The 22315-nt window shown below is 50.6% G+C and carries 20 protein-coding genes; 11 read left to right on the top strand and 9 right to left on the bottom strand.

What is annotated here, in order from left to right; translation table 11 throughout:
• Positions 1 to 108 precede the first annotated feature (108 nt).
• The 4 genes from ACNQKP_RS09105 (at position 109) to ACNQKP_RS09090 (ending at position 7457) form a co-directional block, all read left to right on the top strand.
• Complete coding sequence (locus tag ACNQKP_RS09105) at positions 109 to 900, top strand: MOSC domain-containing protein (RefSeq protein ID WP_417864296.1); 792 nt, start codon at positions 109 to 111, stop codon at positions 898 to 900.
• 148 nt (positions 901 to 1048) lie between these two features.
• Complete coding sequence (locus ACNQKP_RS09100) at positions 1049 to 3136, top strand: AarF/ABC1/UbiB kinase family protein (RefSeq protein ID WP_417864294.1); 2088 nt, start codon at positions 1049 to 1051, stop codon at positions 3134 to 3136.
• Between the two features lie 111 nt (positions 3137 to 3247).
• Positions 3248 to 4612 carry an MFS transporter gene (locus ACNQKP_RS09095; RefSeq protein WP_417864293.1) on the top strand — a complete coding sequence of 455 codons (1365 nt, stop codon included), beginning with the start codon at positions 3248 to 3250 and terminating at the stop codon, positions 4610 to 4612.
• Between the two features lie 85 nt (positions 4613 to 4697).
• Positions 4698 to 7457 (top strand): hypothetical protein, encoded by a 2760-nt coding sequence (locus tag ACNQKP_RS09090; RefSeq protein WP_417864291.1) that lies wholly within the window; start codon positions 4698 to 4700, stop codon positions 7455 to 7457.
• 7 nt (positions 7458 to 7464) lie between these two features.
• Here ACNQKP_RS09090 and ACNQKP_RS09085 read toward each other — a convergent pair whose 3' ends face one another.
• Entirely contained in the window at positions 7465 to 8808 is a 1344-nt protein-coding gene (locus tag ACNQKP_RS09085) for an MATE family efflux transporter (protein WP_417864289.1), read from the bottom strand.
• Entirely contained in the window at positions 8795 to 9355 is a 561-nt protein-coding gene (locus ACNQKP_RS09080; RefSeq protein ID WP_011164762.1) for a NifU family protein, read from the bottom strand. The genes ACNQKP_RS09085 and ACNQKP_RS09080 overlap by 14 nt, the downstream gene beginning before the upstream one ends.
• A gap of 213 nt (positions 9356 to 9568) precedes the next feature.
• Here ACNQKP_RS09080 and ACNQKP_RS09075 point away from each other — a divergent pair, with 213 nt between their 5' ends.
• The 4 genes from ACNQKP_RS09075 to ACNQKP_RS09060 are packed head-to-tail and all read left to right on the top strand — an operon-like array spanning position 9569 to position 13361.
• Positions 9569 to 10492 (top strand): class I fructose-bisphosphate aldolase, encoded by a 924-nt coding sequence (locus ACNQKP_RS09075; RefSeq protein WP_011164761.1) that lies wholly within the window; start codon positions 9569 to 9571, stop codon positions 10490 to 10492.
• A 52-nt stretch (positions 10493 to 10544) separates the two neighbouring features.
• Positions 10545 to 12023 (top strand): lysine--tRNA ligase, encoded by a 1479-nt coding sequence (gene lysS / locus ACNQKP_RS09070; protein WP_417864286.1) that lies wholly within the window; start codon positions 10545 to 10547, stop codon positions 12021 to 12023.
• 49 nt (positions 12024 to 12072) lie between these two features.
• Positions 12073 to 12918 carry a sulfurtransferase gene (locus tag ACNQKP_RS09065; protein ID WP_417864285.1) on the top strand — a complete coding sequence of 282 codons (846 nt, stop codon included), beginning with the start codon at positions 12073 to 12075 and terminating at the stop codon, positions 12916 to 12918.
• On the top strand, positions 12909 to 13361 hold the full coding sequence (locus ACNQKP_RS09060) for a YiiD C-terminal domain-containing protein (RefSeq protein ID WP_088564971.1): 453 nt from the start codon (positions 12909 to 12911) through the stop codon (positions 13359 to 13361). The genes ACNQKP_RS09065 and ACNQKP_RS09060 overlap by 10 nt, the downstream gene beginning before the upstream one ends.
• Here the strand turns inward: ACNQKP_RS09060 and ACNQKP_RS09055 are convergent.
• The 3 genes from ACNQKP_RS09055 to ACNQKP_RS09045 are packed head-to-tail and all read right to left on the bottom strand — an operon-like array spanning position 13295 to position 16858.
• Positions 13295 to 15436 (bottom strand): ATP-binding protein, encoded by a 2142-nt coding sequence (locus ACNQKP_RS09055; protein WP_417864283.1) that lies wholly within the window; start codon positions 15434 to 15436, stop codon positions 13295 to 13297. The genes ACNQKP_RS09060 and ACNQKP_RS09055 overlap by 67 nt on opposite strands.
• A 55-nt stretch (positions 15437 to 15491) precedes the next feature.
• Positions 15492 to 16379 carry a trypsin-like serine peptidase gene (locus tag ACNQKP_RS09050; RefSeq protein ID WP_417864282.1) on the bottom strand — a complete coding sequence of 296 codons (888 nt, stop codon included), beginning with the start codon at positions 16377 to 16379 and terminating at the stop codon, positions 15492 to 15494.
• On the bottom strand, positions 16376 to 16858 hold the full coding sequence (locus tag ACNQKP_RS09045) for a hypothetical protein (RefSeq protein ID WP_417864280.1): 483 nt from the start codon (positions 16856 to 16858) through the stop codon (positions 16376 to 16378). The genes ACNQKP_RS09050 and ACNQKP_RS09045 overlap by 4 nt, the downstream gene beginning before the upstream one ends.
• Positions 16859 to 17057: 199 nt before the next feature.
• On the opposite strand from ACNQKP_RS09045, the gene ACNQKP_RS09040 reads away from it, so the two are divergent.
• The 3 genes from ACNQKP_RS09040 to ACNQKP_RS09030 all read left to right on the top strand — a co-directional run bounded on the left by ACNQKP_RS09040 (position 17058) and on the right by ACNQKP_RS09030 (position 19202).
• Positions 17058 to 17870, top strand: coding sequence for a S1 family peptidase (locus tag ACNQKP_RS09040; RefSeq protein WP_417864279.1), 813 nt, complete (start codon positions 17058 to 17060; stop codon positions 17868 to 17870).
• Between the two features lie 97 nt (positions 17871 to 17967).
• On the top strand, positions 17968 to 18717 hold the full coding sequence (locus ACNQKP_RS09035; RefSeq protein ID WP_011164754.1) for a ParA family protein: 750 nt from the start codon (positions 17968 to 17970) through the stop codon (positions 18715 to 18717).
• Positions 18708 to 19202, top strand: coding sequence for a hypothetical protein (locus tag ACNQKP_RS09030; RefSeq protein WP_417864277.1), 495 nt, complete (start codon positions 18708 to 18710; stop codon positions 19200 to 19202). The genes ACNQKP_RS09035 and ACNQKP_RS09030 overlap by 10 nt, the downstream gene beginning before the upstream one ends.
• A 17-nt stretch (positions 19203 to 19219) precedes the next feature.
• Here ACNQKP_RS09030 and ACNQKP_RS09025 read toward each other — a convergent pair whose 3' ends face one another.
• From ACNQKP_RS09025 to ACNQKP_RS09010, 4 genes are all read right to left on the bottom strand, one after another.
• Positions 19220 to 19951: a hypothetical protein gene (locus tag ACNQKP_RS09025; RefSeq protein WP_417864275.1), complete on the bottom strand. Its 732-nt coding sequence runs from the start codon at positions 19949 to 19951 to the stop codon at positions 19220 to 19222.
• Positions 19952 to 20061: 110 nt separating this feature from the next.
• Positions 20062 to 20439 (bottom strand): hypothetical protein, encoded by a 378-nt coding sequence (locus tag ACNQKP_RS09020; RefSeq protein ID WP_417864273.1) that lies wholly within the window; start codon positions 20437 to 20439, stop codon positions 20062 to 20064.
• Positions 20440 to 21384, bottom strand: a complete 945-nt coding sequence (locus tag ACNQKP_RS09015) for an HD-GYP domain-containing protein (RefSeq protein WP_417864271.1) — start codon at positions 21382 to 21384, stop codon at positions 20440 to 20442.
• Between the two features lie 143 nt (positions 21385 to 21527).
• Positions 21528 to 22268, bottom strand: coding sequence for a class I SAM-dependent methyltransferase (locus ACNQKP_RS09010; RefSeq protein ID WP_417864269.1), 741 nt, complete (start codon positions 22266 to 22268; stop codon positions 21528 to 21530).
• Positions 22269 to 22315: the final 47 nt, after the last annotated feature.

Here is a 22315-nt window from a genome sequence, read left to right as displayed (position 1 = left end):
AGTGGCGAAGAGGACGTATTGCAATGCCAGGGCCAAGGTTTCAGGTGACAGAATGGCTCCAGTAGTCATGGCTTGCCATAAAGGCTGCGACGGGAAAGCATATTGCCTATGAAGATTGAACAGCTTTGCATTTATCCCCTGAAGTCCGCGCGTGCGCAAAAGATCAACCAGATGACCATGACCCATGAGGGGCCGGCGGGGGATCGTCAGTGGATGCTGGTGGATGAAAATGGAAAATTCATTTCTCAGCGAACTTTGCCGAAGCTTGCCACGGTCGAAGTGTTTTATGAAGACACCGCCCTGACTGTCGGATTTCAAAAGATGTTCTTTAAGATCTCCACCAATAATTCTTTCAAGCGCCAGGTGAAGGTTCAGGTTTGGAATGACACCTTTGAGGCGGCTTTGGAGCCGGACTTGTATTCCCAGGCGCTATCCCAGTATCTGGGCGTGAACTGCCGTTTGGTGCGCTATGCCCCGTATTCCCAGCGCCGCGTTCTTTCCACCGACAAAACGTGGAAGCCGGAAGTGCGTTTTGCTGACGGTCGTCCCGTGCAATTGATCAACACAAAAAGTCTGGAAGAATTGAATTCCCGCTTGAGTGAGCCTGTAGGTGTGGATCGCTTCCGCGGTAACATCATCTATTCCGGCAATGTTCCGTTCGAAGAAGACAAATGGAAAAAGATCCGCGTGGGCGAGGTGGTGTTCTCGCAACCGAAGCGCTGTTCACGTTGCACGATTACCACAATTGACCAATCCACGGGTGTGGCTACGGGACCAGACCCACTGAAGACGTTGGCGGGCTATCGTCGAGAGGGATCCTCGGTCTTTTTCGGCACCTTGTGGATCCCGGAAAACACCGGCGTTATCAAGCTGGGCGATACTTTGGAAGTGCTTGAATAGCTGACTTTGCCTCGTTACTGTCGCGCCTGAACTGACACTTTCGGCGCGCTGACAATTTCTTAACCATTTCAGATCCCATAAAACACAAATCCCGCCGGGTCCAAACTGTGCAGCTAGATCCCTGAATTATCTAATTTAAGGGTGTATCATGTTGAGACAGTTGCGTTTCTTAATGCTATTCATACTGATCCTCGGTCGTTTTGCCTGGGCGGTGACGCCAGAGAAAGTCGGCCTGCATCTGTCTTTTGAAGAAAGACTGGCGCTGACCTACGCCCTGATGGCCCAAGGGGAAACTGCGGAAAATAAAGAGCAGATTCTGGCAAGAGCCAAAAACTATTTTTCCTCTGTTTATCAGACGGAAGTGGAAACAGTCAAAGTTCGCAATTTTGATGAATTCCTGAAACTTCATAAAGGTGAATGGCCCAACACTCACAGCGTGGCTATGGATCTGGAAATGATTGAAGCCCGTGGTGCGAAAGCCATGCGCACGTACACTTCTGACAGTGCGCGGGTGCAAAAGCAGATTGAAACCTATCTTGAATGGCAGCAGCAAAAGCTAAAAGACATGGTTCCTCAGGATCAGCTGGAGCAAAAGTTGCCGATGGAAGCCTTGGCAGCCCAGGTGATGGCATTGGCGCAAAACCCGGAAGGCCAGAAGCTGGCTGAAGGCTGGGTCTTGGCTGAAAGTGATGCGCTGTTAACTGAAAAGATGAAAGAACTGGATCGCGTGGGTGAAAAAATCGCGGAATCCAAGCTGGGTCAGCAGCAGGATGCGACGATGAAGATATTCCTGCAGACGATGTTCAGCGAATATTTCAGACGTTTAAGCCCGGCTTCGAAAAAACTGATCGTGTCTTCTTATTTGGGCAGTGATCTGAATATGCCGGAAATGAAAAAGTTTGAACTGATGGTTCAAAACAGTGGTCCGCAATTGCAAAAGCTGCTTCAGGTTGTGGCTCGTCAGGCGGATCTGGGACCAGATATGGTTGAAGTCTTCCGAGGCCTTGAAAACTCGGTGCGCCCGGTGCCGTGGTCGCAAGTGGAAAAGCTTTTGAATTCTGAGAACGGCAACTACAAGTTCACCTACTTTGAAAGAAAAGCCCTGGGTGTGGGTACGATGGCTCAGGTTCACCGTGCGAAAGTCGTTATCGATGGCCAGCGCCGTGACGTGGTTGTGCGTTTCATCAAGCCAGGCATTGCCGATCGCGTGGAGGAAGACAAACGCATTCTGATGGATGTGGCTGAAATTCTGGATTCAAACCCTGAATTCCGTAAAACGGGTGCTCCGAAACTGACCCCGGTGGTGCAGGATATCACCGACACAGTTTTGGCTGAGCTAAGCCAGGAGGATACGGTAGCCCGCCAGAAGCTTGCGGCGACTCGATATGAAAAAATGGCGTTCATGAACACGCCAGACTATAAAAACGAAATCCAGTTCCATGTGCCGAAAATTTATGACGGTAAAAAGGGTTCCAAGTTCATGGTGCAGGAACTGGTCATCGGTAAAAAACTGGATAAAGAAGTGGCCATGTACAAGGAAATTGCTCCAGACATGAAACGAGTGATCATCGAACAAATGGCCCGTGTCTGGGCACAGGAAGTGATGTTTGGTGGAGGATTCTATCATTCTGATCTGCACCAGGGGAACTTCATGATCCAGGTCACTGAGCCTAAAATTATTGTTAATATTCTGGATTACGGAATGGGTGGGGTGATCTCTCGCGATATGCAAACGCAGGTGATGCTGCTGGGTGCAGGAACCGAGTTGTTAAATTCTGAAACCATGGCGCGTGCTTTCTGGAATATCGCTGACAGGCAAAAAAGCACAATCACGCACAGCCGTTTGCAATTTATGATTGAGGCGAAGATGCACAATATCCGCCACGGTTATGAGCAGCCGTTGACGATGGAAATGTGGACTGCCTGGGTGATGGATCTGGGACTGCGTCTGCCTTATGAGTTCGTCAGTTTGAACCGTGGTATCGTAATTGTGAATAAACTGCTGGCGGATGCGGGCAGCACGATGTCCATCAGCTCTTTGATGAAAAGTATGGCCGTTAAAAACCCGGCCCGCGTTTACAAGGCTTTGGCGATTGAGGGTAAGATCTCTCACAAAGAGCTTGTGAAGCTTGGATGGATTGAAATGAAAGACATGCTGGGCTTGTCACCAAAGGTGATCCCGGTAAAAGCCGCCACACCTGCAGCGGTCATTCGTTGTGAAATGGTGTTCAACTAGGGACTGCGCTTCGACAGTCCCTTAATTAATAATTTGAAATCGTTATTGAATTTGTTTGTTGTTGTTCTGCGCTCCTGATCAAAATGAGGAAAAATCAGGAGGGGAACGTTCATGGCTACAGCTATTGTCAAAGATGCGGGCAAAGCCGTCTTGGATAAAAGTAAAATTTGGAAAGTCATCGGGGCCTCCAGTGCCGGAACTCTTATTGAGTGGTATGACTTTTACATTTTCGGCAGTCTTGCCACCATTATCTCGGCACAGTTTTTCCCTAAAGGTCATGAAACAGTGGCGTTGCTGAGCACTCTGGCAACGTTCGCCACGGGCTTTATCGTTCGTCCTTTTGGTGCGTTGGTGTTTGGCCGGGTGGGCGATGTGGTGGGGCGAAAGTACGCTTTCATGGTCACGTTGCTGATCATGGGTCTTGCGACCACGGCGATTGGTCTTTTGCCGGGCTATGAAACGATTGGGATTCTGGCGCCGATTCTGCTGTTGGTTCTGCGATTGTTGCAAGGGCTGGCCCTGGGGGGCGAGTACGGCGGAGCTGCCACCTACGTTGCAGAACATAGTCCTGATGGCAAGCGTGGGTTCTATACGTCCTTTATTCAAACCACAGCGACCCTGGGGTTGTTCGTATCCCTCGGGGTGATTCTGCTGACCCGTCTGACGATGGGTGAGGACGCCTTTAAGGATTGGGGCTGGCGGATTCCATTCCTGCTTTCGGTGGTTCTGGTTTTGGTTTCTTATTTGATTCGCAGAAAGATGCAGGAATCCCCGGTCTTTATTCAAATGAAGGCCGAAGGGAAGTCCTCGAAAAGTCCGTTGCGTGACAGCTTCATGCATCCGGAAAACCGCCGTTTGGTGATTTTGGCATTATTGGGGGCCACGGCCGGGCAGGGGGTTGTTTGGTACACCGGACAGTTCTATGCACTTTACTATTTGCAGACGGTTTTAAAGGTCGATTTCGTGACAGCCAATCAGATTATCGCGGTGGCGTTATTGTTTGCGACACCTTTCTTTGTGGTGTTCGGTGGTCTGTCTGACAAGATCGGGCGCAAGAACATCATGATGGCGGGGTGTTTGATCGCAGCACTGACTTATTACCCGATCTATCAGGCAATGGAGTTTTATTCCGGCTGGAATCCTGCGGATCCGATGGCCACGGCTGTGAATCCCAACGTCGTGATGCTGACTTTGTTGGTATTTATCCAGGTGCTTTATGTGACTATGGTCTACGGCCCCATTGCGGCATTCCTGGTCGAGCTTTTCCCGACACAAATTCGCTATACTTCGATGTCTCTTCCATATCATATCGGAAATGGGGTTTTCGGAGGACTGGTGCCATTCATTGGGACGGCAATTGTGGCGGCCACAGGGAACCACTTTGCCGGCTTGATTTATCCGATCGGAATTGCATTAATGACGTTTGTGATTGGAATGATCTTTATCAAAGAAGACCGAAATGTCCGCTGGCATTAACTGGACTTAAAGTCTCAATTTGATACTCAGGTCGCTTTCCAATATTACCGATATGTGATGTATGCACACGTTGGTAGGGTGGGAAGTGACCAAAAATTTTAAGCAGATCAAAGCAGCAGCAGGCCTGTTGCTTTTTTCTATTTTGGTCTCTGCCTGTTCCGAGCGCACGCTGGAGATGGGGTTTTTAGACAAAACCATCAACGGCAAGGGTGAATTCACCATCGACAACCTGAGTGGCGCGGGCACATTTGAATTGGCTTCCACCGATGATTCCGTCGCCTTGAGTATTTCCTGTGATCGCGCTATCGAAAAGATTGAAGCTGAAAACCCGCAGACAAAAATATGGCGTGACGTCACAGCCCTGGCAAGTGACGCGCAGGTGAAATGTGCCACCGAAGGCAAAGCTTCGTTCAAGTTGCCTTTGGAGCATATCTTCCCATATTCAGCTCCGGCGGCCGCGGGGGATGTTGTTCACGACTTTCAAATCCGCTGGTATGTGAAAAATCTTGAAGGTGAAACTTTTGTATTCAGCAAAACCCTTTCATTGGTGATTTTTGCTCCCGATGTCAGTTTGACGGCGGAAAATATTAACATCACGAAACAAGGCGAACATGCTTACGAAATCAGCGGCACCTGCCAAATCGACGGCGGAGTGGTGAGTCTGACAGGTCCCTTTGACGGAGGATCGCAAAGTGCCAATTGTTCGGGTGGTGTCTTTGCCGTGGTCGTGACCTTGAAAAACAATTTAGCCGATGGTGTGACCAGTATTTCAGTCAACCATATGGCGACAGGGGCTTACCGGGTTTTTGGTTTTGAGCAGAAAGATGTTCTTGTCGATGTGACAGTTCCCGAGGTTGTGATCACATCGCCGACAGCCAATACCAAGTTCACCCAGTCTGCGGTCAACGCTGATGGAACGATCACTGTGCGCGGCACATGTTCTGAAGATTTATTGCCTGTAAAAGTTAATATTGATGCCGTTGTTCGCGATGTGACCTGTTCGTCCGTTCGCACTTTTGTTGCCGACGTGGCCGTCAGTAATGGCATACCAGCAGTCCAGGCTATGCAGACGGATGCCGCGGGTAATCCCGGGTATGCTGCGGGGGTAAATATCATTGTGGATCTTGTGGGGCCTGGGGCCTTTACGATCACAGGGGTTCGCACGATGGCCGGAGCAGACGTGACGGCAGATGGATTCCTTCGCGACAAAGGCCCGGTGATTGATTTCACGATGCCGTCGGATTTTGATCATATCGAAGCATTTATAAAAGACAGTACTGGCACCACAACGATTTGTGAGCGCAGTATTGCAGCCTCGGCGGTGGACCTTTCGTCGTGTGTTTTGGCTCAAAGCACGACCTATACTATTTATGCTATGGCCGTCGATGTGAACGGCAATAAAACAGCTGCTTCGAATAATGGATTTATATTTACGACCCAGTTCCCGGTTCCGCAAATCACCCGGGTTTATGCTGCTGTTCCGGGGGCTCACTTTGGCAGTGGCACAACAGTCCTTGTTCGCGTCGAGTATGACCGTGAACTGAAGGTCGTTGGCGGAGTCATGCCGGGCATGGTCCTGAATACGGGAGTTTTGGTGACGGCGGTGTCGCTGCAAGCGGATCTTCGGACACTGCAATTCAGCTATGTGGTGTTACCAGGTAACTATGCTTTCCCTCTGGGAGTTAGTTCCACGACCTTCAGTGGTTGCACCGGTTGTCTGGTGGACAGGGCCAATGATGTTGTGCAGGCTTCAATGACTTTGCCGGCGGATGCTGGTGCCAAGGGGCTTAAAGCATCCAACGTCAAAGTGGATGCTCTGGGGCCAAGTAATCCGCCATCGTTCACTCTGGGTGCGGTCGCTCCATTGTACACAGAAGCACCCCTTGTGAATTTCACCTTCCCTTCAGATCCTGATGTGTTGACGGCGGAACTTCGCCTGCAGCAGCTGTCCAACGGCGCTATCTTACGTGATTGGACCGAGGTTGCAAGTCCGGTGAAATTCTCCTCTTTATCCACGCCTCTGCAGCCGGGTTTGACTTATTCGCTGAGCCTGCGCCTGAAAGACCCGATGGGGAACTATAGCAGCACATTGACAAATAATTTTGTGGCGTTCTCGTGCCCGCCGGATTTTGTCTATGTTCATAATGCCGGCATCGTCGCAAGTCCGTTCTGTATAGGTCAATATGAAGCCAAGAACGATGGCTCCGCTCGCCCGCGCTTTATTGCGGATCATGTTCCTGAAAGTTTAAGTAATATGGGGGCGGTGTCGCGATGCAGTTCATTGGGTGCAGGTTATGACCTGGTCACCAATAGTGAATGGCGGGCTGTGGCGGACCTGATTGCGAAACAGGCAGGAAACTGGGCCAGCGGCACTTATGGATCGGGGCTTTTGCATCGTGGGAACAATCAATCCGGCTCTCCAGTGTCAGCCACGGGCGGGGATGTCTGCGCGCCGAATACGGCTCTTTGTGCCAGCAATGCGTTAAGAAGAACACATTCGCTGCCTTATGGTCAGACCATCTGGGACTTTGCTGGTAATGCGATGGAAGCGATCAAAGACACCAATGGCATTAACTACAATCCGGCCTATGTGTACCCGGCGCAGAACACTGGTGATGCTCTGAATCTGGCATTTGGTACAACGGCCGTGACCTGCAGTGGTGTGGGCGGACCTGAGTATTGTGGTTTTGGTAAAATCGACTTCAGCAATTCAGCGGTGACGGGCGTTTGGCGCGGGGGCGGAACTGGAGATGGCAATTCTGCCGGGGTCTTTAGTGCCAAACGTGCTGCTGATGTTACATCGGTCCTGACCAACGGCGGATATCGCTGCGTTTATCATCCGTAATTGAGCTCTAATTCTTCAGAAAGCGCTTGCTCAGGATGTGGAATCTCCACGTCAAAAGAATTGAAGCAAAGATCAATCCCAGCAGCAGGCCAATCCAGATTCCCACCGGGCCCACTCCCAAATGGAATGCCAGCAGATATCCGCCCGGAAGACCCATCACCCAGTACGCAAAGAAAGCGATGATGCTGGGCCATTGGGTGTCGCTCATGCCGCGCAAAGCGCCGATCGCCACGGCTTGAATGCCGTCAAAGATCTCAAAGATCGCAACCACGATAAAGAATTTCGCTGCCCACGCAATCACGTCCTGATCGGTCACGTAGAAGGTCGGGAACCATTCGCGCAGAAAGAAGAAGCCCAGCGCACACAAGCTCATGTAAGCCGCACCCAGCTTGATTGCCGTAAAGCCTGCAAATCGGGCCAGGGAATAGTCGCCACGGCCCAGTTCATAGCCCACGCGGATGCTGGCGGCGATGCCAATACCCAGAGTGATCAGGAAGCTTGTACTGGCAAGACTGATGGTGATTTGGTGCGCAGCCAAAGGTGTCGCGCCAAACCATCCCATCATCACGGCCGCCGCAGAAAAGGCACCCACTTCAAACAGATAGGTGAAGCCGTTGGGAAGCCCCAGGCGGATGATATTTTTAAGCAGATGATGGTCAAAGCGATGCACCCAGCGCTCGACCAGATATTTTTTAAAGTGCGGGTGAATGTGCACATAAGTAACCATGATCAAGGCCATCAGGCAGCGGGCGATCAGGGTGGCCCAGGCAGCCCCATTCAAACCCAGTTTTGGGAAACCATAAAGACCGTGAATCAAAACCCAGTTTCCGGTGATATTTAGGACCACACCAAAGATCATCACATACATGGCGACTTTGGTTTTTCCGATGCCATCGGTGAACTGTTTATAAGACTGGTAAAGCAGGCTTGGCAGTACAGACCAGATGGTGATCTCAAAAAAGGCTGCACCCATCTCCAGAACTTCATTGGTTTGCCCAAAGACCTTCAGGTTCGGCAGCAGGGCGTATAAAAGTCCGATGATGAAAGCGCTGATGGCCAGGGCAACAGCGATACTATGGCGAAGCAGGACTCCGCCGTAGGGATAGTTTTCCTGCCCCTGCATGCGCGCAAAAAGTGCTGTCACCGGCGCCAGCATTCCCAGGCCGAAAATTAAGAACACAATAAAGACACTTCCGGCAAATGCCGAAGCCCCCAGGGCCACCGAGCCCAGAGCTCCCACCATGATGGTGTCCGCCAGAGTGATCAGGTTTTGTCCAACCTGACCAATGACGATAGGCCCGGACAAACGGGCCAGCATTTTACTTTCGTGGATGAATTTAGACTGAGACAACTTCAACGATCTCCGGGAACAGTTCCTTCATGCGAACCTCGATACCCTCTTTCAGGGTGACCGTGGAGCTTGGGCAACCGGAGCACGCGCCTTTCATGTGAATGTAAAGCACGTTATTTTCGTATTTATGGAAGACAATGTCGCCGCCATCCAGAGCCACCACCGGACGGATTTCGCGGTTCAGAACCGACTTGATGTTGCGAACCATCGGGCTGTCGTTTTCGTTGTCCTCTTCGGCTTCAACGAAAGTCACAACCACGGGCTCATCACGATCCAGGTGTTCCTGAATCAGGCCGCTCAGCGGGTGCGCCAACAGCTCCCAGTCCACCCAGTCCTGCTTGGTTACAGTGATGAAGTCCGGGCCCACGTAAACGGAGCTGGTCCATGGGAAGCCGAAGATTTTGGCAGCCAATGGCGAACGTTCCGCCTCCTGAACGGTCGGGCAGTCAAAGCCCTGATCCGTGACCTTTTTGTGAAGCAAAAACTTCATCGTGGCAGGATTAGGGGTTGGTTCGAAGCTGACAGGCGTTTTTTCACTCGTATTCATACAGACCTCACAGGGACAACGAACATTATACCACAGCATGTTTTCTGCCAAGCGTGTTAATCGCAGAGACGCGCTTGATTAAACTTGAAAAACTTCATAAATTTACCCCGGCCTAGGGTGTGCCTGAAAGCCTCCTCGCGCCTTGCACTGGAGGCTTTCAGACACGCCTTAATAATATGAATGTAAGTTTTCTTTAGGTTATAGGAGATCTAGATGACGCCAAGAGTTAGAGAGATTTTGAGCTGGTACGGAGCTGATAATCCAGGGGTATTGACGAACCTGGCTCGCATGTTGAACCACGGTAAGTTGGCAGGCACCGGTAAGCTGGTGATTTTGCCAGTGGATCAGGGCTTCGAACATGGACCTGCTCGCTCTTTTGCGAAAAATCCAGATGGCTATGACCCGGCTTACCACGTAGAGCTGGCTATCGAATCCGGTTGCAGCGCTTACGCGGCTCCACTGGGCGCGATCGAAGCTATCGCCCGTGACTATGCTGGTGAAATCCCGTTGATCCTGAAAATCAACAACTCGGATTCTCTTTATGCCAACAAGGCTCCGATCTCTGCGATGACGTCTTACATCGACGACGCTTTGAGACTGGGTTGCGTGGGTATCGGTTTCACGATCTATCCGGGGTCTGCAGAACGCAAAAACCAATACGAAGAAATCGCTCAGGCGGCACGCGCGGCTAAAGAAGCCGGTCTTGCGGTGATCATCTGGTCTTACCCTCGTGGTGAGCAGCTTTCCAAAGAAGGCGAAACTGGCATCGACGTGATCGCGTATGCGGCTCACATCGCGGCTCAGTTGGGCGCTCACATCATCAAAGTGAAACCTTCCTCTGCGCACCTTGAACAGGCCGCAGCGAAAAAAGTTTACGAAGAACAGGGCATCAAAGTGTCCTCTCAAGTGGACCGCACTCGTCACATCGTTCAGTCCTGCTTCAACGGCAAACGCATCGTGATCTTCTCTGGCGGCGAAGCCAAGAGCACTGATGATTTGTTGAAAGAAGTGGGCGAACTGGCACAAGGTGGCGCCTTCGGTTCCATCATGGGCCGCAATGCCTTCCAACGTCCGAAAAAAGAAGCTCTGGAGCTTTTGCATAAAGTAATGGAAGCCTTCGCAGGTAAAAAACTATAAGCGCTGGGCGCACAGAGTGGAGGGGCCCGCGGGCCCCGTAACTGGAGTAATTATGAGCATCAATGAAAATCCGCTAAGAGCCGAGAAGCGCAAAAAACTTCATGCGCTTCGTGAAAAAGGCATCAACCCGTATCCATACGTCTTTGAAAACAAGGCGAAGATCTCTGAAGTGACTGCGGAACACGCAGCCACTTTGCAGGCGGGAGAAAAGAAGCCTGAATTCTCTTATCGTATTGCTGGCCGTCTGATGACCCTGCGTATGATGGGGAAAGCGTCTTTCTTCAATCTTCAGGATCAGACGGGTTCCGTTCAGGTCTATGTAAAAACTGAGGAGCTGTCTGAACAGGACCGCGCGGCATTCGAGCTGGTGGATCTGGGTGACATCGTCGGTATTGAGGGGTTTGTTTTCAAATCCCAAAAAGGCGAGTTTTCAATTTACGCAAAGTCCTTCCAGATTCTGACGAAAACCATCGAGCCTTTGCCAGAGAAATTCCACGGCGTTCAGGACATCGAAATCAAGTATCGTCACAGACACCTGGATTTGATGACCGATGCGGATTCCCGCAAAGTGTTTGAAACACGCTCCAAAATCATCAAGGAAGTTCGTCGTTTCCTTGATGACCGTGGTTTTATGGAAGTGGAAACCCCGACCTTGCAGCCGGTTTACGGCGGTGCTGCGGCGACTCCGTTCACCACACACCACAAAGCTTTGGACATGAAGCTTTACATGCGTATTTCGCCTGAGCTTTACCTGAAACGCCTGATCGTGGGTGGTTTCGAGAAAGTTTACGAAATCAGCAAAAACTTCCGTAACGAAGGTATCGACCGCACTCACAACCCGGAATTTGCGTTGCTTGAGTTCTACGAGGCTTACACGGACTACAACTATCAGATGAAACAGTTCGAAGAACTGATCTCTTCTTTGGCCTTGAAAATCACCGGCAGCATGAAGGTGACTTATCAGGGTAAAGAGATCGACTTCACACCTCCTTGGAGACGTCTGACGGTTCATGACGGGGTTAAAGAATACGCTGGCATTGATCCGGACAAGGCAACTGATCAGGAAATCTTCCAGGCCATCCGTAAAAACGGTGGCGATATCGATGAGCCGGGTAAACGCGGCGAAATGATCATGGAACTGTTTGAACTGACAGCAGAGCAGCACCTGGTGCAGCCGACATTCGTGATGGATCACCCGGTGGAGATTTCTCCGCTGACGAAGATTCACCGTCGCGACAGCAGACTGGTTGAGCGTTTCGAACCGTTCGCAGCCTGCATGGAAATCGGCAATGCTTACTCTGAGCTGAACGATCCGGAAGATCAGTTGGCCCGTTTGAAAGAACAGGAAGCCAACCGTGCGAAGGACGAAGAAGCTCACCCGATGGATGAAGACTTCCTGCTGGCGATCGACGCTGGTATGCCTCCAACAGGGGGCGTGGGAATCGGTATCGAGCGTATCGTGATGCTTCTGACAGATCGTCCGAGTATTCGCGATATCATCTTCTTCCCGACAATGAGAATCACAAAATAGTATCTAAAAGGGGAGCGAAAGCTCCCTTTTGTTTTTTCAGGGGTATGTTATGAAGTTTGTTTTGATTGCAGCATTTGTGGTGCTTTCTGCGTGTCAGATGAAGCCGACGAAGGTGACTGTGCAAGAGCCGGTGATGGGTGAAAATGTCACGGCTGAACAATTGATTAAAGGCAAGACGGTGATCCTGGATGCTCGTCCGGCGTTTGAGTTTAATCTGGCGCATGTGCCGGGTTCTATCAATGTTCGTTGGGAGGACTTTTCTCAACAAAATCCCAAGTCCCGTGGTTTGTTGCAAAACGATCTGTTTGCGATTGCGCGCAGGCTGGCCCTGGTGGGCGTAGATCCGTCGACTCCTGTAGTGGTGTTGGGTAAAGGTGCGCAAGGAGCCGGGGAAGAAGGCCGTGTGGCCTGGACGCTGAAAGTCCTGGGTGTGAAAAACGTCTATACTCTGGTTCACACTTCTTATCGAGAAATGAACACCAATCCCAACCGTGAAGCACCTCAGGTTCAGAACAAACCTTACTGGAAGCCGGAAGTGGCGGAAAACCTGGATACACCTTTGAAAGTGTTCAAGGCAGACGTCACGCAAAATGAAAAGCCTGTGATCGTGCTGGATGTGCGTTCCGGTCAGGAGTTCGCATTGCGCAATCTTTCCACGGAAAAGTCCGTGAAAGCGCCGGTGGTGAATATTGAATGGCGTGAATTCTTTGATGACAAGGGACTTCCGTCTAAAAAGATTGAACGCGTCCTTTATGAAAAGAACATTTCTAAAGAGAGTCGTATTCTGGTTGTCAGCAATCACGGTGTGCGCTCGGGGGCGGCAGTGTATGCTTTGAATTTCCTGGGCTATAAAAAGGCCACAAACTTTGCCGGGGGCTATGAACAATGGAAGTAAACCCGCAGGAGCTGATTCAGATTCTGAAGGACAAGATCACTCTGTATGAGCATCTTGGCATTGAAGTGAAAGAAATCAGTTCCGCGCGCGTACACTTTCGTGTGTCCCTGGATAAGAGCAAAAACCACAAGGGCACAGCCTTTGGTGGCAGTTTGTATGCGTCGGCTGTTCTGGCTGCCTATGCATTGGCATTGGCAGGGTTAAAGCAGCGGGGCCTGGACACCGAAAATATTGTTATTGCCAAGGGCGAGATCCAGTATTTGCGCCCGGTGGAAACTGATTTTGATATCGTCAGCGAGTTTCCCTCTGAGGATGATGAAGAGGCGTTCTATCAGGAACTGCTTTCCAAGAAACGCGTTCGCGGAAAAATCCGTTCTCAAATACTCGGTGATGGCGGTTCTTTGAAGGCTTCCTTGGTCGGCGATTTTGTCGTTAAGTTGTGAGCCAGAATCTCTAGAATCTCTGCCTTCTTCACCGGTTTTACAGCGTAAGAATCACAGCCGCTGTTGATGGCCCGTTGCAAGTCTTCCACTACCGCCGTGGCCGTCAGGGCAATGATCGGTGTATGTGGAAGTTTATTCATCTTCTCGTAGTATCTGATCAGTTCGGTGGACTTATACCCGGTCATAATGGGCATTTGCATATCCATAAAGACCAGGTCGTATTTGCTCTCTTTGAACTTTTCAAAGGCTTCCTGGCCATTAACGGCTTCGTCGCAGTCAAAGGGCAGGCTTTTTAGATAGTGAATCATCAATACGCGGTTGTCTTCAGAATCATCGACTAATAACAGGCGGAAGCGTTTGTCTGCGGGAAGCTGGCTCCAGACCATGGCGGGTTTGGCTTTTTTCTCGATGTTGCTGCTAAAGTCCGGGCGGTGTGGAAGCAAGATCCTGAAGGTGGTTCCGCGACCAGCAAGACTTTTCATTTCCATGGTGCCACCCATGATTTCAACCAGATTCTTGGAAATCACCAATCCCAGCCCCGTGCCCCCGTATTTGCGGGTGATCGTGGGATCTCCCTGAAAGAACGGCGAAAACAGTTTGGATTGTTTGTCGCGGGGGATGCCTATGCCGGTGTCCTGCACTTCGATCAGCAGCTGTTCGGGGGATTCTTTGGTCAGATCGACCTTTACTTTGACGTGGCCTTCGGTGGTGAATTTCAGGGCGTTGCCAATCAGGTTGAATAAAACCTGACGAAGGCGGGTGGGGTCACCCCATTGCAAGGCCGGCACATCCTTGGACACTTGCAGCTCAAAGTGCAGGCCTTGTTCTTCTGCTTTGATTTGCAGGATTTCAAAGACACTGCGAATGGTGCTGTGAATATTATAGCTGACGTTTTCCACCGTCAGGGCTTTGGCTTCAATCTTTGAGAAATCCAAAAGGTCATTGATGAGGGCCTTGAGGTTTTCCCCGGCGTGGCTGAATAAAGTTAAGTATCTTTCCTGATCTTTTGAAAGTTGGGTTTCGCGCAGAAGTTCCAACATTCCTAAGACGGAATTCAGCGGCGTTCTGATCTCATGGCTCATGCGGGCCAGGAATTCTGATTTTGCGCGGGAAGCTTCTTCGGCCTGCTCTTTCGCGGCTTTCAACTGCCCTTCGGTTTCGCTCAGTTCGCGGATCTTTCCAGTGAGTGATGTCACCGCGGAGCCCGTGATGAGCGAGCAGAAGCACAAGGTCAGCAGCGTTGCCGGAGTTTGCACCTCGATGAAGCTGTTGGACCAAGGAAGATTTGTCACTTTTGGCAGAATGATCGTCAGGAACACGACCCAAGTATTCACTGCCAAGGCGGCATACATTCCGTACCAGGCTGCCGACAGAAGCATTAGGATGCCATAGACATACCACGTCTGCGGTAAATGCACGGAAACGGCCAAAGCCAGCATTCCAGTCAACACGACTGCAAACAAGACCTTTTCTTTGCGAGTCAGGGTTTCCCAGTGCATTGGGGGAAGAGGCTGGACGGCAAACAATGAAAGACCGCGTTTGCGCAGCCAAGGCGAAATCAGAATCAATGCCGGTATGCTCATAAAGATCGCGCCCGTCAGGTCGCCGACCGTTGTGATCAGCGTGCTCCAGCCGAACAGAGCTTTGTCCTGAATGCCGGTTAAAACAAACAGCGCCTGAATCGCGATGGAGCAAATCACCGACGGAATCAGCAGGCCATACACAAAATAAAGACTGATGTTTTTCGGGCTGGGTTTCCAGGCATGCAGGTCTTTGAAGCGTTCGCGCACCAGGAACCACGAGAAGATCACTTCCAGGGTTTCAGGCAGAGCAAACAGGGGATAAAGGGCCGGGCGAGGCAAACCAAAAAGCGAAATAGCAACCAGAGCATTCAGGAAAACGGCCGCAAAAACCCGCGGTCCCCACCACAGGGCCATGATCACGCCGAAGTTGATCGGGAAGTAGATCCAATAGATCCCCTGGGATACCTTGAAGGCGAGGCTTAGAAGTGTGCCTCCAAGTAAAATGAAAAAAGGAAGGACCCAGGTCCACCAGGGCAGTTGCTTTTGGTTCATGCCTCTAGTTTAGAGTGAAAGAACCTTGGTCCCTAAACGAGAAGCTATGAATATGCTAAAGGTCAATGCGGGGCGCTTTGTAATAAGTCTGACCAAAGCAAAGTCCGACGGCGCACGTGTTAAAGTTGATGCAGCCGCCTTCTTTTTGCACACGATAAATGTCATCTTCCAGAATGTCATCCATACCGCGAGATAGAATTCCGACAATTTCACCTTGAGCATTGTACAGCGGAGATCCTGAACTGCCAGAGAACGTGTCCACTTGGACTTTAAAAGTGTGCATCTCTGGAGTGTCAGAAAGCACGCGTGCGTAGTCTTTTTTTACTGGCAGACCCAGTGGGTGTGACAAACTTAGCAGAGTCTGATCGGGTTTCAGCAGAACTTCTTTGGCAATCTTTGCCGGGCGAACTCCTGGAACGGGGCGATCCAGTTCCAGAATTGCATAGTCGATATTTTTTCTGATGTTTAGTTCAAACTTCACAATGCTTTTGCAACTGTAGATTTCAGAGGAAGGCAGCACCGCTTGGCGGGATTTTTCTTCAGTCCATCCGAAAATGAACTGACTGTCGTCGCATTCTTTCTGATTTTCCACACAGTGGCCCGCTGTCAGTACAAGATTGGGGGCGATCAAAGTCCCAGAACAAAAACCCAAAGTCGGCTGCGGCAGGAATTTTTCATCCGGGCACAGGGGATATAGCTGTTCCAGTGGTGTTGAATTCAGCTTGATCACAGAATTTTGTATCTGCGCCAATCGGTAAGAATGAACCAAGACGGCTGTGGCCTTGACCAATTCTTTTTCCGGAGACGACGAGGAGCTGACATCTTCACGGGTGTCGCCGTTATAGATCGCCCCCGGAGCCTCGATCTTGGATAAAGACTCAGGAGTCGAGCCAGTACAGGCGGCCAAGGTCAGAGGCAGAAGGGCGCAGAGAAGGGATCTCATTTTTTAGATCCCTTGGTGTCAGTCAGTCCGGCCACTTGTCCGTTGATGGCGATAAAGCCGTCCTCGTGAGGACCGCCTTTTTTCGGATTGATATGCAGCCAGTGGATCACGGCTTTGTGTGGAGAATACTTGTCGACCACAAAGTCACCGCAGGCGATGATGCGATCGCCGGGTTGGTATTCAGGAAGTTTGCCGTATTTCACGTTATAAATCACCTCAACGCGGTCATCGTCGGTGTTCAGGTTTTCATCCAGGTCCACTTCAAAGTGCACATGGCCCTGACGGTCTTCCATCAGGCGCACCAGGGTGCCATCCACAAAGGCGCGGGCGGTGAACTTGTTGTCCATGAACTCGCGCCAGGTCAGGACCTGACTTTCGTTAAATTCCATACGGTCTTTGCGATCGAAACATTGAGGAATGCGATCGCCGGCAAATGCCGAACACGAGATCATAACAAGAAAGAAAATAAGCGATTTCATAGGTGCTGAATATAGCAGGATTTTGGTGGGGTTCTGATGACCATTTCCCCTCTGGAAAAGCTTTCAGGCGGTGTCTAAAGTTTGGCCGTTTTTGCTGGTGAACTTTTGGGCGAAAAACAATAAACGTCACTCTGTGGATTTCCGCACTTTTTCCTCTGAAAATCTGGTAAAACAGGATTGCAAAACCGTGAGGTGTGTGATGCTTAAGAAACTTTCTTTGAGTTTGTTGTCGGTGGCGATGCTTGCGGCCTGCGGGCAGCAGAACACGGCGGAAGTGCTGGCTGATGACTCATTCAGTGTCGTGGGCGGGGAAAAAGTGGGGCCAGGCAGCCGGATCATGCGCTCCACGGTGGGGCTTTATAATGAAGGCACTGGTGTGCTGTGTACCGGAACTTTGATCACGAAAGATCTGATTTTGACGGCAGCTCATTGTGTAATTCCAGGGTCCATGCATCAGCTGGTTTTCTTTACAGATGACATCAAGAAAATGAATGCGCACAATTCGCGCTACGCCATTAAGTCCCTCCGTCATGAAGACTACGAACGAAATCGCGGCCGCAAGCATGACACGGCGGACATCGCACTGGTCCGTATCAGAGGTGAATATCTTCCGGTCGGCTATGCTCCGGCACCGTTGTTTGCCGACTTCAAAGACCTGAAGGCGGGGGCCGAAGTTGTGGTAGCCGGTTATGGACTGAGTTGGACTCTGGGGGTAAAAAAAGGATCAGGAATTCTTCGCACCACAAAATTGAAAGTCGGTGAGGCCCAGTATGGACAAAATGAGATTCTGATCGATCAGTCCGCGAAAAAAGGTGTGTGCAGTGGGGACTCGGGTGGTCCGGCTTACATCGAAAAAAATGGCGAACTTCAATTGATGGGGGTCACCAGCCGGGGTGACACAGCGGCAACGCCACTTTCGCCAAAGTGCTATGACTATTCCGTTTATTCGCGTGTGGATGCTTACCTTCCTTGGATCAAAAAGACCTCCGAGTTGTTGTTGAAGGATCGTTAAGCAGCCGCGTCGTGAAATCGAAATCGCGCTTCACATTGCCCAAATAAAACAGCTAGACTTAGGTGTTGAATTTTATCTACCACGAAGGGAATCGTGTATGGGCAGCATCGTATCATTCATCAATCAAAAAGGTGGCGTGGCAAAAACCACCACCGCAATCAACGTGGCATCTCAGTGGGCGAAAGAAGGCAAAAAAGTTCTTCTGGTCGACCTGGACCCTCAATCTTCCGCCACTCGCGCGATCTTTGGCGATGAAGACTTCGAAGACACAATCTATGACGTTATCACCGGTGAAGTGCAGGCGCAGGACGCGGTGGTATTCTCTGAATCCTTCGGCATTGATGTGATTCCGTCTGAAATCATGCTGAGCGGTATTGAAATCTCCATGTCCACGAAGTTTGGCCGTGAAAGCATCCTGAAAAGAGCCTTGGCAGAAATCAAAGAAGAATACGACATCGTTGTGATCGACTGTTCTCCGTCTTTGGGTCTTTTGACCGTGAATGCGTTGATTGCCTCCAAGGACATCGTGATTCCGATCTGTCCAGAGTACTTCTCGTTGATGGGCATTGATCTGATCCTTGAGACTTTGAAAAGCATCAAGAACGGTCTTGGTCACACCATTAACGTGCGTGGGATCATCATTTCCAAGTACCGCAACCGCCGTATTGTGGAAAAGGTCATCCAGGATCTTCGCACGAACTATTCCATCCCGGTGTTTAATAACTTTATCCCTGAATCCATCGCGGTCGAGGAAGCTCACCACAAGCATTTGCCAGTGAATGACTTCTCTCCGAAAAACCCGGCGGGACTTGCTTTGGCAAGTCTTGCGCAGGAAATGTGGAATTGAAAAAGCACAACCCCTTGTTTCTAGATTCAACCCGGCCCGTTGGTGATAAACTGATCACCAACGTGGAGCTATTGGATGCGAGTCTGGCGCCAGGGGAATCGCTGTATCTAGAAGTGACCGACAGCTTCGGGGTGCAGCAAAAGTTTGCTCTTAAGACTGTGGCGACGAAAAAGTCCGTTCGCCACAGTGCCGAGCTTTGGTTGAATCAAAACGAGCAGATCAAGTACAGATTCATTTTGATCTCGGCCGGAGCCGAGTTGCTGTCGACAGCAGAAAAGACGGCGCTAGCTGGCGGCGCCATCTCTGAAAAATGGGACCCTGCCACGACTGTAAAGGCCTCTGCCGCGCCCAAGGCGAAGAAGGCAGCACCCAAGGCGCCCAAGTCCTCTGAAATCAAGAAAACCGCTTCTATCAAGTCCCAAGGCCTTCTGGGCACCGCTCAAGACTATCAGCAGATGAAGTTCCTGCTGGGTGAGTTGGAGTAGGGTGATTCAGAAATCTATTACCTAGCGCCTGCTTCAATCCAGCGTTTCATGTAACTCAACTCTGCTTCCGTCAGCGGAGCCAGAATCGTCTTGCCTCTTTGTGGAGGCATAAAGCGTTTATTCATCCCAGGAACCGTCACCTGATACAGCACGCTTTCTTCGGCGGTGGCTGCCAGCAGGTTGTGGTTATGAAGATCCGCCACTGTTTCCAGGATCGTGCGTTTCGCCGTTTCCGTGCTATGGCAGACCATGCACTTCGGCGCCAGGATTTCTTTTTTCAGATTCTCAAAGCTCAGTTCCAAAGTCGCAAGGTCCGTTTTTGGTTTTTGAACCGGGGCTTCGGCTTCGCCACAGTTGGAAAGCTCGCCGACCTTCTGAACGTCAGAACGGCTGCGCATTTGATCATCAATCCATGTTTCAAGGATCTGTTTTTCACACGCACTTAGCGCTTGATAACCGGAAGAGCGCGGGGGCATGGTTCCTTTGTTGATCACAGACAAAATAGAATCTTTTTGCGCCAGAACTTCTTCTGCGGTGTCCATGCTGCGAGAACCCGAGGTGTGACACTCCAGACACGTGCTCATTGCTGTGGCTTTCACCACGTCGAAGCTGACTTTTTCGTTTTGGAATTTACTGAAACCTTTGATTTCAAGACCGCCGGTTTTAAACAGACCCAATTCTTCCATTGGGTAGCTGCAGCCCACCAAAGAAAGTCCCAAAATTGCCAAGAAAACGAAGTGCTTTTTCATAGTGGCAAAGGTTCTATCAAATTTTGGTGAAGTCGGGGGATTTGATTCAGTGCCGAAGAATAAAATACAAGGGACTGTCAGCTTTTTCGACAGCCCCAGAATGTGGGGGCCTATTTTTTAAGTTTTAAAGGCTGAAACGGAGCCACGGACGCAGGCTTACGACCCCCACGGGCGGCATCAATACAGCTTTGGCGCTGGGTATCGCTGGCTTCGGTGTTCTCTCCACATTTGGAAAGCTCGGCCGGGTTGTAGCTTTGGCCCTGGATGCTGTCCCAGCATGCCCAGAAGGCTTTGTCGTCTTGTTGCAGGTGGCAAACCGTAGCGGCATACCAGTCGACGTTTTCGGTTTTAGTGCGCTCTTGGCATTCGCTGATTTCTTTTTCGCCGATGAAGCGTTCGCAAAAACCAGCAGGGTTGGTGGGTTCAAGAGCAATGGCAATCAGCGGAACGCAGGCAATAAGAACCAAAGAATGCAAAACGAGCTTCATCTAAGCGACCTTTATTTTGAAAAGTACTGAATACATGGCTTTCAACATGTCGGGATCATAACGACCGGCCAGTTTTTCCTTCATCATGGCGACGGCATCCATCGGTGTCATCGGCACGTTGTAGGATCTTTGCGTGGTCATGGCGTCATAGGTGTCGGTGATGGCGACGATCCTTGCAAACGGGTGGATTTCTTCCGCCACCAGCTGCTGAGGGTAACCGTTGCCGGCCCAGGACTCATGGTGCTCAAAGCAGGCGGCTTTGATGGCATCACTGATATTCGGGTGGTTGTTCATGATAACCAAACCATACTGCGGGTGCATTTTCATCTGCTCCCACTCGGCATCCGTCAGGCCACCTTTTTTGCAAAGGATGTCCAGACTGACATTGCGTTTGCCGATATCGTGGAAAAGGGCGCCCACGCCCAGCTCTTCCAGGGTTTTTGCATCATAACCAAGGGCTTTTCCCAAACCCAAAGAATAAATGCTGACGTCCAAAGAATGATTGTAAGTATAGAAGTCATGCCCGGACAAAGAGATCATAAAGCCCATGGCCTCCGGTGCGTTTTCCATCAGGTCAATGAAATCGGTGATAATCGGGCGGGACTCATCCAGGGCCTTGTTCACATCCGGATTTTCAAAGAGATCTTCCATCAAAGCGACCGAGGATTCACGCAGGATCTTGGCTTTATCAAACGGGTTCAGAAGGTCTGAGTTCATCTCTTCCTTCACCCAGTCGCGATAAGTCTGTTTGTCTTCCATGCGCACGAAGAAAGAATCGCCCGTGTCACGTCCGTGCAAAGTTTTGATTTTGCCGGAGGCAAGTTTGTCGCCCGCGCGCAGGTAAAGAATATGTTTACCATCCACAAGGATGTAAATGTCAAAACTGGTGACTTTGTCAGGGCGAATCGTGCTTAGACGGATGCGGAAGTAAGTCGTGGAATCCATAGGAAAATTCTGCCACGGAAAGGGGGCTTGAAGGAACTAAATCCGCAATAAACAAACAGCTCAGTCCTTGGTCTAGAAGCAGAGGGGCGAGTACCCCTCACAACGTTTCAATGCGGGACGGGATTAGCGTTTCAGCAGCACCATTACTGTGCGCTAGTGACGACAAGTCGAAGTGTGGATGGGTTGTTGCCTGGAACCAGCTCGATTTCTTCGTCCAGAATCATGAAGCCAGCACGGCACAGTTCCTGACGAATCACCTCTGCCGGAGGCAGTCTTTTTTGAGCCGTCCAGTGACGGCCGTTCATGGTCACCACACCCGGAGCATCTGATTCTGGAGTTTGTCTCCACAAAACATAGTCGGCATCCAAACAAATGGATTCGAAGCTGTCATCCGGATCGAACTGCGGGCTGAGGATGGAAGTGCGGATCACAAGCTTGCCGTCTTCAGTCAGTATATTTTTTAGACTTTTCAGAAAACGAGCCCGGTCCAGTGGCAGTGGAATGTGAGTCAGACAATCACGGTCATGGATCAAATCGAATTTTTCCTGCAGCTGCTCGATTTGCAGGCTGCCGCCCACGCGGAAGGAAATATTCAAGTGCTGCTCTATCGCCATTTTGTGAACAATCGCCACAGAAGAACGGTACATGTCGTAAGCCGCCACTTGCATGCCCAGTTCAGCCAAAGCCATAGCGCAAACCCCGTGGGCGGCTCCCATGTCCAGGGCTTTCAGGCCCTGTGGATTTGGGAAGAGATCGGCGCAGACATCTTGTAGGTACTCGACATGATTGCGTTCAGTCAGGCCATTTAAAGCCACCAGGGTCTCACCGTTGATGGCAGTTTTGTGATTGTGAGTGCGGATGAATTGTTGGTATTGAGCTTTCATAAGATCTCCTTTATGCCAACCTATAAAGCACAGGCGGTGCCAGCGGA

The sequence above is a fragment of the Bdellovibrio bacteriovorus genome (assembly GCF_048286975.1).
GTDB lineage: Bacteria > Bdellovibrionota > Bdellovibrionia > Bdellovibrionales > Bdellovibrionaceae > Bdellovibrio > Bdellovibrio bacteriovorus_H.
Note: the sequence above shows the minus strand (reverse complement) of the source record. Positions and strands in the feature narration are given on the sequence as shown.